Here is a 16,976-nt window from a genome sequence, read left to right on the forward strand (position 1 = left end):
GAAAATTCGTTCAGTCTTCTCGGCATGTCGTCCCACCCCGCCTTCGAGAACGCCGCCTTCGAGCTGGCGCTGATCGGCGTGGCCGCGCACTCCGTCGCCGACATTCACTGTCGCTGAACGATCCGTTCCGGCATCTCCCCGCGTACTTCCGCGCGCCTTCACGCGTCGCGTCCGCCGGGGGCGGTACGGGCGCTTCCGCGCGCCCTTCTCCTGCCGCCTTCCGGGAACGCGTTCCGCGCTCCTCCCCCTCGCATTCCCGCGAAAGGCCTGACCTCTCATGCGTCAACTGTCCGTCATATCCCGCCGCGTGGCCGCGGCCGCCGTCAGCGTGGTCCTGATCGGCGGCGCGGCGGCGTGCGGCCCGAAGGGGAGCGGCGGTGACTCCGCCGGCGGCGGCGCCGACGGCGCGCCGAAGAAGGGCGGCACGCTCACGGTCCTCAACAGAGCGCCGCAGAAGCAGTTCGACCCCGCCCGCCTCTACACCTCCGGCGGCGGCAACATCCCCTCGCTCGTCTACCGCACCCTCACCACCCGCAACCGTGAGAACGGCGCCGAGGGCACCAAGGTCGTCCCGGACCTCGCCACCGACACCGGTACGCCCAGCGACGACGCGAAGACGTGGACGTACAAGCTCAAGGACGGGCTGAAGTACGAGGACGGCACGCCCATCACCTCCGCCGACATCAAGTACGGAGTCGAGCGCTCCTTCGCCCCCGAACTCTCCGGCGGCGCCCCCTACTTGCGCGACTGGCTCATCGGCGGCGACACCTACCAGGGCCCGTACAAGGAGAAGAAGGGCCTCGACTCCATCGAGACCCCCGACGCGAAGACCATCGTCTTCAAGCTGAAGAAGTCCGAGGGCGACTTCCCCTACTTCGCGACCTCCACCCAGTTCGCCCCCGTGCCCAAGGGCAAGGACACCGGCGTCAAGTACGCCGAGCACCCCGTCTCCTCCGGCCCGTACAAGGTCGTGAAGAACACCAACGACGGCGAGCAGATGGTCCTGGAGCGCAACCCCAACTGGTCCGAGGAGACCGACAAGGAGCGCCACGCCTACCCCGACCGCATCGAGGTCAAGTCCGGCCTCGCCCCGGCGGTCATCAACCAGCGGCTCTCCGCCGGCCAGGGCGCCGACGCGGCCGCCGTGACCACCGACACCAACCTCGGCCCCGCCGAGCTCGCCCAGGTCACCGGCGACAAGAAGCTGGCCGCCCGCGTCGGCACCGGCCACTTCGGCTACACCAACTACCTGGCCTTCAACCCCAAGTCCAAGCCCTTCGACGACCCGAAGGTGCGCGAGGCCGTCGCCTACGCCGTCAACCGCACCAGCGTCGTCAACGCCGCAGGCGGCTCCGCGCTGGCCGAGCCCGCCACCACCTTCCTGCCCAACCAGAAGTCCTTCGGCTTCACTCCCTACGACCCCTTCCCGGCCGGTGCCAACGGCAACGCGGCGAAGGCCAAGGAGCTGCTGAAGGAGGCCGGTTACGCGGACGGCCTGGACATCACGCTGACGCATTCCACCGCCCAGAACTTCGAGACCAGCCCCGAGATCGCCACCGCGCTCCAGGCCGCCCTCAAGGAGGCCGGCATCCGGGTCAAGCTGGCGGGCCTGGAGGAGAACGACTACGACGAGAAGACCCACAGCGTCGACAAGCAGCCCGATCTCTTCCTCGCCCACTGGGGTGCCGACTGGCCCTCCGGCGGCCCCTTCCTCGCCCCGATCTTCGACGGCCGGCAGATCGTCAAGGACGGCGCCAACTTCAACGCCTCCCGCCTCGACGACTCCGCGGTCAACAACGAGATCGACGAGATCAACAAGGTCACCGACCATGACGCCGCCGCCAAGCGCTGGGGCGCCCTGGACCAGAGGATCGGCGCCCAGGCGCTGACCGTGCCGCTCTTCCACCCGGTCTACAAGCGTCTCGTCGGCAAGGACGTCAAGAACGTCGTCATCAGCGACTGGACCGGTGTCCTCGACGTCTCCCAGGTCGCCGTCAAGTGACCACGGAACTGATAACCACCCGGGAACCGGAGGCGGGAACCGCTCCCGCCTCCGGCGCCCGGCAGGTATGGCGGCGGCTGCGCGCGCGCAGGTCCGCGCTCGCGGCCGCCGCCGTCCTGGGCCTGCTCGCACTCCTCGCCCTCGGCGCGCCCCTGCTGGCCGCCCTGGAGGGCCAGGACCCCAACAGCTACCACGACACCCTCGTCGACTCCGCCCGCGGCGGCGTCCCGCTCGGCGACCTCGGCGGCATCAGCGCCGAGCACTGGCTGGGCGTCGAACCCGGCACCGGCCGCGACCTGTTCGTCCGCCTTCTGTACGGCGCCCGCGTCTCGCTGCTCGTCGGCGTCGGCGCCACGCTCGTCCAGGTGCTCATCGGCCTCGCCGTGGGCCTGGCGGCCGCGCTCGGCAGCCGCGCCGTGGAGAGTGCGCTCGGCCACCTCACCGACGTCATGGTGGCCATGCCCCTGCTGGTCTTCGCCATCGCCCTGATGGCCGTCGTCCCGGCCGACTTCCCCCGCCCCGTGCTGCTCGTCATCGCCATCGGACTGCTCAACTGGGGCGGCATGGCCCGGCTCGTCCGCGCCCAGGCCCTGGGCCTGACGAAGCTCGACTTCGTCTCGGCCGCGCGGCTCACCGGCGCCTCCCGGCGCCGCATCGCCCGCCGGGAACTGCTGCCCTCGCTCGCCGCCCCCGTGATCACCTACGCGGCCGTGCTGCTGCCGTCCAACATCGTCATCGAGGCGAGCATGTCCTTCCTCGGCGTCGGCGTGAAGCCGCCCGCCCCCTCCTGGGGACAGATGCTCTCCACGGCCACCACCTGGTTCCGCGCCGATCCCATGTACGTCCTGCTGCCCGCCCTCATGCTCTTCGTCACCACCCTCGCCTTCACCGTCTTCGGCGACGGGCTGCGCACGGCGCTCGACCCGCGCCAGGCGTCCCGGCTCGGCGTCGGCCGCAAGCGGCGCACGACCCGCACGAGCGGCGCGGGAGGCGCGGCATGACCGGTTACTTCCTGCGGCGCGCCCTCGGCGCCCTCGCCGTCGTCCTCGTCCTCTCCGCCGTCGTCTACGCGACCTTCTACATCGCCCCCGGCGACCCCGCGCGCCTGGCCTGCGGCCCCCGCTGCAACCCCGAACAGATCAGTCAGGTCCGCGAGCAGCTCTCCCTGAACGACCCCGTGTACGTGCAGTACTGGCACTTCCTCCAGGGCATCGTCACCGGGCACGACTACTCCACCGGCACCGGCGTCCTCCACTGCCAGGCACCGTGCTTCGGATTGTCGTACCAGAACGATCAGCAGGTCACCGACCTGATCGTCCAGCGGCTGCCCGCCACCGCCTCCCTCGCGACCGGCGCCATGGTCGTCTGGCTGCTGCTCGGCACCGGCACCGGACTGCTGTCCGCGCTCCGCCGCGGCGGCCCCACCGAGCGCGTGCTCACCTGGCTCACCCTCGCCGGCACCGCCACCCCCGTCTTCATCAGCGGCCTCGGCCTGCTGATGCTGTTCTGCGCCTACCTGGAGTGGCTGCCCTTCCCGGCCTATGTGCCGCTCATGGACGACCCCGAGCAGTGGGCCTGGAACATGCTGCTGCCCTGGCTCGCCCTCGGCCTCCTCGAGTCGGCGAAATACGCCCGGCTGACCCGCAGTTCCATGCTGGAGACGCTGGCGGAGGACCACATCCGCACCTTCCGCGCCTACGGCGCCACCGAGCGCTCCCTGATCGGCCGGCACGCCCTGCGCGGCGCCGTCGCCCCCGTCGTCGCGCTCACCGCCGCCGACTTCGGGTCGATGTTCGGCAACGCCATGCTCACCGAGATGATGTTCGGCCTGCCCGGCATCGGACAGCTCCTGGTGAACGCCACCCGCACCATCGACCTGCCGGTCGTCGTCGCCGTCGTGATGGTCACCGGCACCGCCGTCGTGATCGCCAACATCGTGGCGGACCTGCTCTACGCCGCCGCCGACCGAAGGGTGGTGCTCCGATGACGGTCGTTACCGATGCGCCCCTGGTCGTCGTGGACGACCTGTCCGTCCGCTTCCCCACTGGCACGGGGGGTGGCGTCCAGGCCGTCTCCGGGCTCTCCTTCACCCTCGCCCCCGGCGGCGCCCTCGCCGTCGTCGGCGAGTCCGGCTCCGGCAAGTCCACCGCCGCCTACGCCCTCCTCGACCTCCACCGGGGCACCGGCGCCGAGATCAGCGGCACCGTGCGCGTCGCCGGCCAGGACGTCCGGGCCGCCGACGACGCCGCCCTGCGGCGGCTGCGCGGCGGAACGGCCGCCATGGTCTTCCAGGACCCGCTGTCCTCGCTCGACCCCTACCAGGCCATCGGCGACCAGATCGCCGAGGTCCACCGGCTCCACCACCCGGGCGCCGGCCGCCGCGCGGCCCGCGCCCGCGCCGTCGAGGTCCTCGACCGCGTCGGCATCCCCGACGCCGCCCGGCGCGCCCGCTCCCGCCCGCACGAGTTCAGCGGCGGCATGCGCCAGCGCGCCCTCATCGCCATGGCCCTCGCCTGCGAGCCCCGGCTCCTCGTCGCCGACGAGCCCACCACGGCCCTCGACGTCACCGTCCAGGCCCAGATCCTCGGCCTTCTGCGCGAGCTGCGCGAGGAGACCGGCATGGGCCTCATCCTGGTCACCCACGACCTGGGCGTGGCCGCCTCCAGTGTCGACGAACTGCTGGTGATGAAGGACGGACGGGCCGTCGAACACGGGCCGGCGCACGAGATCCTCGCCCGGCCCCGCGAGGACTACACCCGTGAACTGTTGGCGGCCGTCCCGCGCGTAAACGTCCGCCGCGAGACCGCTCCTGCCCCGGAGGACGACCGTCCCGTCCTGCTCGAAGCCTCCGGCCTCCGGCGGGAGTTCGGGCGCGGGAAGAAGACCGTCACCGCCGTCGACGACGTGTCGCTCACCATCCGGGCCGGGGAGACCATCGGCATCGTCGGCGAATCCGGCAGTGGCAAGACCACTCTCGGCCGGATGCTGGTCCGCCTGCTGGAGCCCACCGGCGGCGAGCTGCGCTACCGGGGCCGCGACATCGGCGGCCTGAAAGAGCGTGAGCCGCGCTCCTTCCGCAACGAGCTCCAGATGGTCTTCCAGGACCCCGTCTCCTCCCTCAACCCGCGCCGCAGCATCGGCGAGTCGATCGCCGACCCGCTGCGGGCCGCAGGACGGCTGGACGACGCCCGGATCGTCGCCCGCGTACGGGAACTCCTGGAGCGCGTGGGCCTCGACCCCGACGCCTACCACCGCTACCCCCACGAGTTCAGCGGCGGCCAGCGGCAGCGCGTGGGCATCGCCCGCGCCCTGGCCCCCGAACCGAAGCTGATCGTGTGCGACGAGCCCGTCTCCGCCCTCGACGTCACCACGCAGGCGCAGGTCGTGCGGCTGCTGGGCGAGTTGCAGCGCGAGCTCGGGCTGGCCGTGGTCTTCATCGCCCACGACCTCGCCGTCGTCCGCCAGGTCAGCGACCGGCTCGTCGTCATGCGGGGCGGCCGGATCGTCGAGGAGGGCCCCGCCGACACCGTCTACGAGCGGCCCCGGCACGCCTACACCCAGGGCCTGCTGGCGGCGGTGCCCCGGCTCGAACCGGCGGAAGCCACCGCATAGCGCGGGACAACGCCGCATCTGGCCGAAAGTCACTTCTGTTCACCCCTTCCGGTGGCGCGACGGACAACCGTCCGCCGCGCCACCGGGAAGCGCGCATAGCGTGCTCCCCGCTGCCGTAACGGCGGTTGCCGACAAGGGAGAACGGGGGTGTGTTCGTGCGCGTGGGACTGCTTTCCGAGGGCGGTTACCCATACGCCGCCGGCGAGGGCGGAGAGTGGTGCGACCGCTTGGTGCGCGGGCTCGGCCAGCACGACTTCGAGCTCTACGCACTGAGCCGGACGGCCCGTCAGGAGGACAGCGGCTGGTACGCGCTGCCGGGCAATGTCCGGCGAGTGAGAGCGGCCCCCCTGTGGGGCGGCCCCGCGTCCGGCGGCGGCGGACGGGCCTACGGCGCGTACGGGCGCGACCAGAGACGGCGGTTCACCGCGCACTTCGGGGACCTGGCGGCGGCCATCACGCTGCCGGGAGATCAGGCGTACCGTTTCGCCGACGGCCTGGGCGGCCTCGCCGACCTCGCCCGCGAGGAAGGCGGCCTCGCGGTGGCCCTCCGCTCCGAACTGGCCCTGCGCGCCCTGGAGACCGCCTGCCGCGCACCCGGCGCCCACCCCGCCGCCTACAGCACCCGCGTCGCCGACCTCCTCGTCGTCTCCGGACTGATCGAGCGCGCCCTGCGCCCGCTCTCCCTCGACTGGTACGGCACCGCCGACGGCGATCGCGGCCTGGCGGCCGTCGACCTGTGCCACGCCACCTCCGCCGGCTCCGCCGCCCTCCCGGGTCTCCTGGCCAAACGCTTCTTCGGTACCCCTCTGCTCGTCACCGAGTACGAGATCGGGCTCCGCGAGTACTACCTGTCCTCCGCCCCCGCCGACCTCTCCCCGTCCGTCCGCACCCTCCTCTCCGCCTTCCACCGCCGCCTCACCGCGCTGATCTACGCCGAGGCCGCCGTGATCACCGCCGGGGACGGCCAGGGACGCCGCTGGCAGGAACGCGGCGGCGCCGACCGCTCCCGGCTGCGCACCGTCCACCCCGGCATGGACGCCAGCCTCTACGAGGCCGTGGGCGAGGGCGACGAACGCGCCGCCCCCCGCACCGACGGGCCCCCCACCCTGGTGTGGGCCGGCGGCCGGACCGAACCCCACCTCTGGGAGGCCCTCGCCACCCTGCGCACCGCCGAACCGGAGCTGCGACTGAGAGTGGTGGGGGTGCCTCCGGATACCGACACCACCCCGGAAGGCGTGTCCTTCGGCCCGGCCTGCGGCCCCGAGGACTACGCGGCGGGCAGCGTCGTCCTCCTCTCCGGAGCCGTCGACGGCTTCCCCGCAGCCCTCGCCGAGGCGATGTTCTGCGCCCGCGCCACGGTCTCACCGGACGTCGGCGCCGTCCGCGAAGTCATCGGCGGCACGGGCCTGGTCGTCCCCCCGCGCGACCCGGCCGCCCTCGCCACCGCGTGCCTGACGCTGCTGGGCGACCCCGAGCGCCGCGCCCGGCTGGGCGCCGCGGCCCGCTCCCGCGCGCTGGAGCTCTTCACCGTCGAGCAGAACGTCGCCGGGTTCGGGGCGATCTACCTGGAGGTGCTCTCCCGCGCCCCCGTCCAGCTCGGCACCCCCGACCCGTCCGTCCCTTTCTCCCACGCGGCGGCCCCCCTCTCGGCAACCTCCCGCTCGTCCTCACCGACGTGGGCGGGCCGCCGATGACGACATCGATAGCTGAACAGGGGTTGTGGGCAGGCGTTCCGCAGGGCGATGGGGGTACCTCCCATGCCGTTCAGGCTATGGGGGAGGGTGGGCACAACCCACCCACGGATGCGAGCACGCAAGCGGACCCGGTAAAAGCGCTCCTCACGCGCCACCACAGGCTGTGCGCCAGATCAGTGGACCCCTTGGAGATCGCCGCCGGCCTGGAGGCAAGAGGCATCTGCGACCGCGTCGCGTCCACCGACTACCGCCACCGCGACGTGTTCTCCCTGGCGGAAGAGCTCCACGCGAGAGTGGAGCGCACGGAGGGGGACGTAGCGGTACGGGCCCTGCCCGGGGAAAGGGGGCGCCGACGCGAAGGCACCTGCCCCGCCCCACGCGGCGGCTGGGGCCCGGCCGGCGCCCTGGCCTGCCTCTGGCTGGTCGCCCACGCCCTCGTGGGCGACCTGCTGCTCACGACGCTGCTGCACGGCCACCGGGCCTGGGCCGGCCAGGGCCCGGGCCCGCTCCCGGCCGCCCTGGCCGGCGCGGCGCCCACCGCCCTCGCCCTGGCCTGCGCCGCCGCACCCGCGGCCTGGTGCGCGCACTGGTTCGCGGCCAGAGCGCGCCGCGCGCTCCCGGCCAGCCGGGACCTCGCGGAATTCGGCAGAAGAGTGCGGCCCGCGCTGCTGGTGGCGCTGACGCTCTTCCTGGGCGCGCTGCTGGCGTCCCTGTGGCCGGCCAGGTCCGCCCTGCCGGGCACCGGCCCGGAGCCCGGCGCCGCCCCCGCCGTCCTCCACTATCTGGCCGCGGCCGCACTCGGCGTGCTCCTCTTCCTTGCCGGGCTGCTCACCGCCCACGGCCTGCCCCGGGGGGCCGTCGCCGCCACCCTGGCCGCCGCCGCGGCCGAGGCCCTGCCCCCGCTCACCCTGCTCGCCGCCCGGCTTCCGGGCTGCGAAGCCCTGCGCTGGCCCGTCGGCTGGGCGGCCGGGGCCTTCGGCCCCACCGCCCTGTCGCTCGCCGCGTGCGTCCCGCCGGCCCTCGCCCTGCTGGTCCACGCCGTCTCCGCGCTGTCCCGGGCCTCGGTCCACGGACGCCGGTGACGAGACCACCCGCCCGCCCCCCCTTCGACAGGAGAGAGAGCAAGCACGATGACCGTTTCCCCTCCGCGCACCACCGGGCGAGAGCGAGGGCCCGACCGATGAGAGTCCTGCTCCTCGGCGCCAACGGCTACCTCGGCCGTTTCGTGGCCGACCGGCTGCTCGCCGACCCCGCCGTCCAGCTCACCGCCCTGGGCCGGGGCGACGACGCGGACGTCCGCTTCGACCTGGCCTCCGGCAGCCCCGGCGCCCTCACCCGCTTCCTCAACGCCGTCCACCCCGGCGTCGTGATCAACTGCGCGGGCGCCACCCGGGGCGGGGCCCGCGAGCTCGCCCGGCACAACACCGTCGCCGTCGCCACCGTCTGCGAGTCGCTGCGCCGCAGCGGCTGCGGCGCCCGGCTGGTGCAGGTGGGGTGCTCCTCCGAGTACGGGCCCTCGCAGCCCGGCTCGTCCACCGCCGAGGACGCGGTGCCGCGCCCCGGCGGCCCGTACGGGGTGAGCAAACTCGCCGCCACCGAGCTGGTGCTCGGCTCCGGGCTCGACGCGATCGTGCTGCGGGTCTTCTCCCCGGTGGGGCCCGGCACCCCCGCCGGCTCGCCGCTGGGCCGGCTCGCGGAGGCCATGAGACGGGCGATGCAGAGCGGCGACAACGAGCTGAAGCTCACCGGCCTCGGCGTACAGCGCGACTTCGTCGACGTCCGCGACATCGCCCGGGCCGTCCACGCGGCCTCTCTCTCCGCCGCCCAGGGCGCCGTCAACATCGGCACCGGCCGCGCCGTGCGGCTGCGCGACGCCGCGACCCTGCTCGCCCGGGTCGCGGGCTTCGGGGGCGCCCTCCACGAGCTGGACGACCCCCACTTGGGCACCCCGCCCGCGTACCCCTACCCGGACGGCTGCGGCAGCTGGCAGCAGGCCGACGTGCGCACCGCCCGGGACCGCCTCGGCTGGCGGCCGCGCATCGCCCTGGAGGAATCGCTGGCCGACATCTGGATGGAGGCGGCGTGTCGTATCTGATCTCCCCGGGGTACCGCCGCGCCCTCGCCGCCCGGAAGGCCCCGCTCCGGCTCGCCGTGCCGGGCTTCGCACATCCGCTGGTGGCCCCCGCCGAGTGGGGCGGCCTCCAGCGGGCGGGCCTCCCGCTGGACTGGGTGGCGATCGGCGGCGGCGCGCCGGTGGAGCCCGACGGCACGAGCGGCGGCCCCGGCGCCCGGCAGGACCCGTACTGGCTGTCCGCTGTCGTCCCGCTGCGCACGTCCGGCGTCCGGGTGCTGGGCCACCTGGACGTCCGGCACGGCACCCGGTCCTTCGGCGAGCTCCTCTCCGACGCGCAGCGCTACCTCAACTGGTACCGGGTGGACGGCTTCACGCTGGCCCGCTGCCCGGACGACGAGGCCGGGCTGTCCGGGACCCGGCGGATGGCGGGCGCGCTGCGCACCCTGCTCGACGGGGCGTATCTGGTCCTGTCCCACAGCAGCCACCCCAGCCCCGGATACGCCGACGTGGGCGACCAGTTGGTGACGTACGCGGGCTCCTGGTCCGGTTACCGCTGGTCCCGGGCCGCCGAGTGGACCGCCGACCATCCGCCCGAGCGCTTCTGCCACCTGGTGCACGGCGTGCCGCGCACCCATCTGGACGAGGCGCTGCGCGTCGCCCGCTGGCAGGGCGCGGGCACCGTCTACTTCACGGACCGCACCGACCGCGACGCCCTGGACCCGTGGGAGTCCCTGCCCGGCTACTGGGACGACTTCGTCTCGCGCATCGGACCTGGTGTCTCGGAATGAGACAGGGCGTGGCAGTGTTACGGGAAGCACCACCGTACTGACATACCGACCTACGGAGTCCCCGTGTCGCTGCCACCCCTGGTCGAACCGGCATCCGAGCTCACCGTCGACGAGGTCCGCCGGTACTCCCGCCACCTGATCATCCCGGACGTCGGGATGGACGGGCAGAAGCGGCTGAAGAACGCCAAGGTGCTCTGCGTGGGCGCGGGCGGTCTGGGCTCGCCCGCGCTGATGTACCTCGCCGCCGCCGGCGTCGGTACCCTGGGCATCGTGGAGTTCGACGAGGTCGACGAGTCGAACCTCCAGCGCCAGATCATCCACAGCCAGGCCGACATCGGCCGCTCCAAGGCCGAGTCCGCGCGCGACTCCGTGCTGGGGATCAACCCCTATGTGAACGTCGTCCTGCACGAGACCCGGCTCGAAGCCGACAACGTGATGGAGATCTTCTCCCAGTACGACCTGATCGTCGATGGCACGGACAACTTCGCCACCCGCTACCTCGTCAACGACGCGTGTGTGCTGCTCAACAAGCCGTACGTATGGGGCTCCATCTACCGCTTCGACGGTCAGGCGTCCGTCTTCTGGAGCGAGCACGGCCCCTGCTACCGCTGCCTCTACCCCGAGCCCCCGCCGCCGGGCATGGTACCCTCCTGCGCCGAGGGCGGCGTGCTGGGCGTGCTCTGCGCCTCGATCGGCTCGATACAGGTCAACGAGGCCATCAAGCTGCTGGCGGGCATCGGCGACCCGCTGGTCGGCCGGCTGATGATCTACGACGCCCTGGAGATGACCTACCGGCAGGTCAAGGTCCGCAAGGACCCCGACTGCGCGGTCTGCGGCAAGAACCCGACGGTCACCGAGCTCATCGACTACGAGGCATTCTGCGGCGTCGTCTCCGAGGAGGCCCAGCAGGCCGCCGCCGGCTCGACGATCACGCCGCTCCAGCTGAAGGAGTGGATCGACGAGGGCCAGAACATCGACATCATCGATGTCCGCGAGCCCAACGAGTACGAGATCGTCTCCATCCCCGGCGCCCGGCTGATCCCCAAGAACGAGTTCCTGATGGGCAGCGCCCTGGAGGGGCTGCCGCAGGACAAGAAGATCGTCCTGCATTGCAAGACGGGTGTCCGGTCGGCGGAAGTGCTGGCCGTGCTCAAGTCCGCGGGCTTCGCGGACGCGGTGCACGTGGGCGGCGGTGTGATCGGCTGGGTCCACCAGGTCGAGCCGCAGAAGCCGGTGTACTGACAGGTCCGGACGCGAACCGGCCCCGCTCGCCGAGAGGCGAGCGGGGCCGGTCGTGCTTCACGAGCAGGTCGTGCCGTCCGCCGGGAGCCTGCCGTCGAGGAACGCGGCGTCCATGGTCTTCGTGGCGCACGCGTCGACGCCGTACGTGCCGTGGCCCTCGCCCTTGACGGTCAGCCGGACCCCGACGCCCTTGCCGAGCTTCTCGGCCATGTTCGCCGCGCCGGCCACCGGCGTCGCCGGGTCGCCCGCGTTGCCGACCACCAGGATCGGCGCGGCCCCCTCGGCGCCCACCTCCGGGGTCTTCCACTTGCCCTTCACCGGCCAGCCCGTGCACGACAGCAGCGACCACGCGGCGGACTCCCCGAAGACCGGCGAGGCGGCCTTGAACTCCGGCAGCAGCCGCCGGACGTCCTCCACGCCGTAGCGTTCCTCCGAATCGGCGCAGGAAATGGCCCGGTTGGCGGCCTGGAGGTTGTTGTAGCGGCCGTCGGGCGCGCGGCCCGCCATGGAGTCGAAGAGCAGCAGCAGGGTGTTGCCCGTGCCCTTGACCCTGGCCTCCTGGAGCCCGGCGGTCAGGTACTTCCAGGTGTCCTTGGAGTACAGCGCCGTCGCGATGCCGTTGGTCGCCTCGTCCTGGGTGAGCTTGCGGCCCTGACTCGTCGGCAGGGGCCGCGAGTCGAGGTCCTTGAGGAGCGTGGTGATCTCGTCCAGGGTGGGGCAGCGGCCGCCGCTGCCCGCGGCGCCCGCCGAGGCGCAGTCCTTGAGGTAGTCGTCCAGCGCGAGCTGGAAGCCCTTGGTCTGGCCGAGGTCGCCCTGGACGGTGTCCTGCGTCGGGTCCACCACGGCGTCGAGAACGGTGCGCCCGACGTTCTTGGGGAACAAGTGCGCGTAGACGCCGCCCAGTTCGGTGCCGTACGAGATGCCGAAGTAGTGGAGCCTGGACTCGCCGAGCGCGGCCCGGATCCGGTCGAGGTCACGGGCGGCGCTGATCGTGTCCACGTACGGCAGGACTTTGCCGGAGTTCTTGGCGCAGGCGTCGACGAACGCCTTGTTGGCCGCCAAAGTCTGCCGGAGCTCGGCGTCGTCGTCCGGGGTGCCGTCCACCTGGTACGCCGCGTCGAGCTCCTTGTCGCTCTGACAGCGCACGCCCGCGCTCTCGCCGACGCCGCGCGGGTCGAAGCTCACCAGGTCGTAGCGGGCGTGGAGGGTGTCGTAGCCGTCGGCGAGGGAGGGCAGCGCGGAGACGCCCGAGGCGCCGGGGCCGCCGAAGTTGAAGACGAGCGAGCCGATGCGGTGGGACGGGTCGGTGGCCTTGCTGCGGATCAGCGCGAGGTCGATCTTCGCGCCGTCGGGCTTGGAGTGGTCGAGCGGCACCGGGAGCTTCGCGCACTGCCATGCCTTGCCGGGGGCCTTGCCCGCGCCCTGCGCGGCGGTGGGGGCGTCGCACGTCTTCCAGCTGAGCTTGGGGGCGGGGGAGCCGTTCTTGCCGCCGTTGCCATTGCTGCTGTCGGCGCCGCTGCCGCCGCTGCTGCCGCTGTCCTGGCCGTTCGCTCTGTCGCCGCCGTTGTCACCGCATCCGGTGGCGGCGAGGGCGATCACGAGGATGGTGGCGGCGAGGGAGGCGAGGGCCGTGACCCGGGGCCGTGTGGGACTCATTCCACCGACTCTACGGATGAATCGCCCTTTCCCGGCCCCTTGGGGACCCGGCGTACGGACGTTGTCAGGCGGAGCGCAGGGGCGCACAGCCGATCCGGCCCGCGACGGCGTCCACGAAGGCCGGGAACGCCCGGCGCGGATCGTCGGCCCGGGTGCCGGTGCGGCCGGGGCCCGTACGCATGGTGAACACCGTGGGGCGGCCAGCGCAGTCGGCCCGTACGAGCGCGCCCGTCGCCTCGATCCGCCCATGGGCCCGCCAGCCGGGCGCGGGCGGGCTGTCGCCCGTGAGGCCGTCGAACAGGGCGACGATCCTGGGCCGGGCGGTCATCGCGAACCGCGCCGCCCAGCGGAACGCGTCCGTCGCCGCCAGCGCGCACGTTTCGAAGTCCGGCTCGGCACTGCCCGTGCCGGCCGGACCGGCTATGCCCGGTATCGCACAGGCCCCGGGCGCGCCGGGCGACGCCATCGGCCGCGCCTCCCCGGCGCACCCCGTCGCCTTCGCCGCCCGGTTGGCCACCTCCAGCAGGAGCCTGCCCGTCCGCGCGGGGGAGGCGTCCGGGAACGACCCGGTCAGCGTGACCACCGACGGCCGGCCGCGCACATCGCACGACTCCGGCAGCACCAACGTGCCCGACGTGGCCGTGACGAAGCCCGGAAGGGCGTCCGGGAGCGGCGAGTCGCCCCCGGCGAACAGCCCCGCCAGCCAGGCCCGGCGCTCGTCCGCCGCCTCGGGGCCCGTGTCGTAACGGACCTCCAGGCGACGCTCGATACCGGGACCGCCGCTACCCCCGCGGTCGCCGCCGCGCCAGCTCAGCGTGCAGCGGCCGTGGGGACGGCCGGGACCCGGCGCGCTCTCCCGGGACACGCGCTGCCGGACGCCCCCGGCCTCCCCGCGGAACGGGCCGCCCTCCTCCGACCATGTGCCCCAGCAGTAGTCCTGCCTGGCCAGCGGCCTGAACTGCGTCTGCCACAGCGCCATCAGGGCCGCCAGCAACGCCGCTATGGCCAGGGCGCCGGTGAGCAGTCTGGCCCTGCGGCCCGGGTGTTCGGCCGTCCGTAACACCTCTGTCCCCCTCCGTCGCCCGCGGTGAAAACGGTCCGAGAAACCGGTCCGAGTGAAACTCTGTGCGGGCGATGGTAGTGCGGGCCACTGACATTCGAGCCGCTGGAGTTCGTAGTACCGGTGTGATGTGCTATGGGTGCTATGAGCACACCTTCCCGGGTGCCGGAACAGTACCTTCCAGCAGGTATGCGTCAACCGCGCTTTTCACGCACGCGTTGCCGCTGTCGTACGCCCCGTGGCCTTCTCCCCGGTACGTCATCTCGACTCCGACGCCCTTGCCGAGCTCCTGGGCCATCTTGCGAGCTCCCTCGTAAGGAGTCGCCGGATCACCGGTGTTGCCGACGACGAGGATGGGCGCCGAGCCCTTCGCGCTGACATCGGGCGTCTGCCATTCGCCCTTTACGGGCCAACCGGTGCACTGCAACAGGCTCCACCCCATGAAGTCCCCGAAGACCGGTGACGCCTTGCGGAACTCCGCCGCCCTGCGCCGGATGTCCGCCGCGGTGTAGCGCTGGGCGAAGTCGGCGCACGTGATGGCGTTGAGGGACGCCTGGAGGGAGCTGTAAGTGCCGTCCTGGCCACGGCCGTTCATCGAGTCGCCCAGCATGAGGAGGATCTTCCCGTCGCCGTTCTCGGCGTCCTCGACTCCCTCGGTGAGGTAGTCCCAGAACTGCTTCGAGTAGAGCGACTGCGCGATGCCGCCGGTGGCGAGCGACTGGGTGAGGTCGCGGCCCCCGCCGCCCGGCACCGGCTTCTTCTCCAGCCGGTCGAGGAGCGAGCTGATCTGCTGCTCCGTGGGGCAGTTGTCCGACGTCTTCGTGCAGGCCGCCATGTAGTCGCCGAGGGCGAGCTGGAACCCCGCGGCCTGGGCGAGGGCGCTCTGCAACGGATCGCTCGACGGGTCCACCACGCCGTCCATGAGTGCCCGGCCGACGTTCTTGGGGAACAAGTGCGCGTAGACGCCGCCGAGTTCGGTGCCGTAGGAGACGCCGAAGTAGTGCAGCTTGTCGTCGCCCAGGACCTGGCGCATCAGGTCCAGGTCGCGGGCGGCGTTCGTGGTGCCGATATGGGGGAGGACCTTGCCCGAGCGCTTCTGGCAGCCCTCCGCGTATTTCTTCACCCGGTCCACGAGGGCGTTCTGTTCGTCGGTGGTGGCCGGGGTGGCGTCCGCCGCGTAGTACGCGTCCAGCTCCTTGTCCGGCAGGCACGTCACCCCGCTGCTGCGGCCGACCCCGCGCGGGTCGAAGCTGACCAGGTCGTAGCGGGTGCGCAGGGTGCGGTAGTCGTCGGCGAACGCCGGGAGCGTCGTCACTCCGGAGCCGCCGGGGCCGCCGAAGTTGAAGAGGAGCGAGCCGATGCGGTGCGACTGGTCGGTGGCCTTCGCCCGGATCATGGCGATGCCGATCTTCTCGCCGTCCGGGTGGGCGTAGTCGAGCGGCGCGCGCAGGGTCGCGCACTCCCAGTCCGGGCCGGGGGGCCGGCCGGCGGTGCCCGCGTCCTCGCTGCGGCTGGGGGGTGGGCAGGGCTTCCAGTCCGGTTTCTGCTTCTGGAGGGCGGCTTCGGCGGCGGCCGTGGTGGCGGCGTTGGATGCCGCCGAGGGTGGGTTCTGCTTCTCCTGCGCGTCGCCGTTGCCGCTACAGCTCGTGGCCGTGAGCGTCAGCAGCACGGCCGCGAGCAGGGCCCGCGCTCTCGCCGTGCGTGGGGATCTGGACACGCCTCCCACTTTTGGGCGGGGCGGGCCGGGGCGCGCGCAGGGCGGGCCGTATGGGTTACAAGGGGACGAATCCGACTTCCGTCGCCTTCGCGGTGACCCAGACGGGAGTGCCCTCGGCGAGTCTCAGCTCTGACGCTGCGGCGGGGGTGATCTCAGCGACGATCTCAAGGTCCGCGTCCACGAGGACGCGCATTCTGCTGCCTTGCGCGGTGAGTTCGCGGATCTTGCCCTGCCAGACGTTGCGGGGGCTGCTGGTGGTGGCCGTGGGGCGGGTGGTGTGGAGGGACACCGCTTCGGGGGCGATCACGGCGAGGCCGGGGCCGGGGGTGGGGGGTGGGTCCGCCGTGGTCAGGGTCGTGCCGTTCACCAGGTCGAGGGTGTCGGCTGTCGCCTCGGCCGGCCAGGCGTTGAGGCCCAGCATGCGGGCCACCCAGGGGGAGCGGGGGTGCCGGGCCAGCTCGGCCGGGGGCGCGTACTGGGTCGTACGGCCGTCCTCCAGGACGAGCACGTGGTCGGCCAGCGATACGGCTTCCACGGGGTCGTGGGTGACGATCAGGCACACGCCGGGGAAGTCGGCGAGGTGGGTGCGCAGGGCGTGGCGCACCTGGGCGCGGGTCGACTGGTCCAGGGCGGCCAGCGGCTCGTCGAGAAGCAGCAGGTGCGGACCGGCGGCCAGGGCTCTGGCCAGGGCGACGCGCTGGGCCTGGCCGCCGCTGAGCAGGCCGGGCTTGCGGTGGGCGAGGTGGCCGATGCCCAGGTGGTTCAGCCACTGCTGGGCGGTGGCGTGGGCCCGGTCCTTCGGGGTGCCCTGGGCGCGTAGGCCGTAGGCCGTGTTGGCGAGTGCCGTGAGGTGCGGGAAGAGGGCGCCGTCCTGGGGGACCCAGGCGATGCGGCGGCGGTGGGGCGGGGCCGTTGACACGTCCTGGCCGCCTAGGGTGAGCGTTTCTGCCGTGGCGCGGTGCGTGAGGCCTAGGAGGGTGCGGAGGAGGGTGGTCTTGCCGGCGCCGTTGGGGCCGACGACGGCGATCGTGGTGCCGGCGGGGGCGTCGAGGGTGGTCTGTACGGCGCCGGTGACCGTGGTGCGCAGCGGGTGCGGGGTGGTGCGGGCGGGGGGGGGGGGGGGGGGGGGGC

General features: G+C 72.8%; 14 protein-coding genes. 10 read left to right on the plus strand and 4 right to left on the minus strand.

What is annotated here, in order from left to right; genetic code table 11:
- Positions 1 to 24 precede the first annotated feature (24 nt).
- From RM609_RS30350 to moeZ, 10 genes are all read left to right on the plus strand, one after another.
- Positions 25 to 117 (plus strand): Ms4533A family Cys-rich leader peptide, encoded by a 93-nt coding sequence (locus RM609_RS30350; RefSeq protein ID WP_311615130.1) that lies wholly within the window; start codon positions 25 to 27, stop codon positions 115 to 117.
- 160 nt (positions 118 to 277) lie between these two features.
- A complete protein-coding gene (locus RM609_RS30355; protein WP_311615132.1) occupies positions 278 to 2,002 on the plus strand; it encodes an ABC transporter substrate-binding protein in 1,725 nt (574 codons plus the stop codon).
- Positions 1,999 to 3,003 (plus strand): ABC transporter permease, encoded by a 1,005-nt coding sequence (locus RM609_RS30360; RefSeq protein ID WP_311615134.1) that lies wholly within the window; start codon positions 1,999 to 2,001, stop codon positions 3,001 to 3,003. The genes RM609_RS30355 and RM609_RS30360 overlap by 4 nt, the downstream gene beginning before the upstream one ends.
- The gene (locus tag RM609_RS30365) at positions 3,000 to 3,989 is read left to right on the plus strand and encodes an ABC transporter permease (RefSeq protein WP_311615136.1); all 990 of its coding nucleotides are present in this window, start codon (positions 3,000 to 3,002) and stop codon (positions 3,987 to 3,989) included. Before RM609_RS30360 ends, RM609_RS30365 begins: the two co-directional genes overlap by 4 nt.
- On the plus strand, positions 3,986 to 5,614 hold the full coding sequence (locus RM609_RS30370; protein ID WP_311615138.1) for a dipeptide ABC transporter ATP-binding protein: 1,629 nt from the start codon (positions 3,986 to 3,988) through the stop codon (positions 5,612 to 5,614). Before RM609_RS30365 ends, RM609_RS30370 begins: the two co-directional genes overlap by 4 nt.
- A 155-nt stretch (positions 5,615 to 5,769) precedes the next feature.
- On the plus strand, positions 5,770 to 7,308 hold the full coding sequence (locus RM609_RS30375; RefSeq protein WP_311615165.1) for a DUF3492 domain-containing protein: 1,539 nt from the start codon (positions 5,770 to 5,772) through the stop codon (positions 7,306 to 7,308).
- A gap of 185 nt (positions 7,309 to 7,493) precedes the next feature.
- Positions 7,494 to 8,390, plus strand: coding sequence for a hypothetical protein (locus RM609_RS30380; protein ID WP_311615140.1), 897 nt, complete (start codon positions 7,494 to 7,496; stop codon positions 8,388 to 8,390).
- A 98-nt stretch (positions 8,391 to 8,488) separates the two neighbouring features.
- Positions 8,489 to 9,403, plus strand: a complete 915-nt coding sequence (locus tag RM609_RS30385) for an NAD-dependent epimerase/dehydratase family protein (protein ID WP_311615141.1) — start codon at positions 8,489 to 8,491, stop codon at positions 9,401 to 9,403.
- Positions 9,400 to 10,170, plus strand: a complete 771-nt coding sequence (locus RM609_RS30390) for a spherulation-specific family 4 protein (RefSeq protein ID WP_311615167.1) — start codon at positions 9,400 to 9,402, stop codon at positions 10,168 to 10,170. The genes RM609_RS30385 and RM609_RS30390 overlap by 4 nt, the downstream gene beginning before the upstream one ends.
- 63 nt (positions 10,171 to 10,233) lie before the next feature.
- The gene (gene moeZ / locus RM609_RS30395; protein WP_311615144.1) at positions 10,234 to 11,412 is read left to right on the plus strand and encodes an adenylyltransferase/sulfurtransferase MoeZ; all 1,179 of its coding nucleotides are present in this window, start codon (positions 10,234 to 10,236) and stop codon (positions 11,410 to 11,412) included.
- A 57-nt stretch (positions 11,413 to 11,469) separates the two neighbouring features.
- Here the strand turns inward: moeZ and RM609_RS30400 are convergent, their stop codons facing one another.
- The 4 genes from RM609_RS30400 to RM609_RS30415 form a co-directional block, all read right to left on the minus strand.
- Positions 11,470 to 13,068 (minus strand): alpha/beta hydrolase, encoded by a 1,599-nt coding sequence (locus RM609_RS30400; RefSeq protein ID WP_311615146.1) that lies wholly within the window; start codon positions 13,066 to 13,068, stop codon positions 11,470 to 11,472.
- Positions 13,069 to 13,132: 64 nt separating this feature from the next.
- Complete coding sequence (locus RM609_RS30405; RefSeq protein ID WP_311615148.1) at positions 13,133 to 14,131, minus strand: hypothetical protein; 999 nt, start codon at positions 14,129 to 14,131, stop codon at positions 13,133 to 13,135.
- Positions 14,132 to 14,270: 139 nt separating this feature from the next.
- Positions 14,271 to 15,845, minus strand: a complete 1,575-nt coding sequence (locus tag RM609_RS30410) for an alpha/beta hydrolase (RefSeq protein ID WP_311615150.1) — start codon at positions 15,843 to 15,845, stop codon at positions 14,271 to 14,273.
- Positions 15,846 to 15,900: 55 nt separating this feature from the next.
- Positions 15,901 to 16,976, minus strand: a 1,076-nt coding sequence (locus RM609_RS30415; protein ID WP_311615151.1) for an ABC transporter ATP-binding protein, incomplete at its 5' end; no start/stop codon positions are given.

Origin of the sequence: Streptomyces hesseae (genome assembly GCF_031845785.1) — a bacterium.
GTDB lineage: Bacteria > Actinomycetota > Actinomycetes > Streptomycetales > Streptomycetaceae > Streptomyces > Streptomyces hesseae.

What these genes read in the sequence shown, in the direction of transcription:
- RM609_RS30350 (WP_311615130.1), top strand. Translation starts at nt 25, where the DNA reads ATGTCGTCCCACCCCGCCTTCGAGAACGCCGCCTTCGAGCTGGCGCTG.
- RM609_RS30355 (WP_311615132.1), top strand. Translation starts at nt 278, where the DNA reads ATGCGTCAACTGTCCGTCATATCCCGCCGCGTGGCCGCGGCCGCCGTC.
- RM609_RS30365 (WP_311615136.1), top strand. Translation starts at nt 3,000, where the DNA reads ATGACCGGTTACTTCCTGCGGCGCGCCCTCGGCGCCCTCGCCGTCGTC.
- RM609_RS30370 (WP_311615138.1), top strand. Translation starts at nt 3,986, where the DNA reads ATGACGGTCGTTACCGATGCGCCCCTGGTCGTCGTGGACGACCTGTCC.
- RM609_RS30385 (WP_311615141.1), top strand. Translation starts at nt 8,489, where the DNA reads ATGAGAGTCCTGCTCCTCGGCGCCAACGGCTACCTCGGCCGTTTCGTG.
- RM609_RS30400 (WP_311615146.1), bottom strand. Translation starts at nt 13,068, where the DNA reads ATGAGTCCCACACGGCCCCGGGTCACGGCCCTCGCCTCCCTCGCCGCC.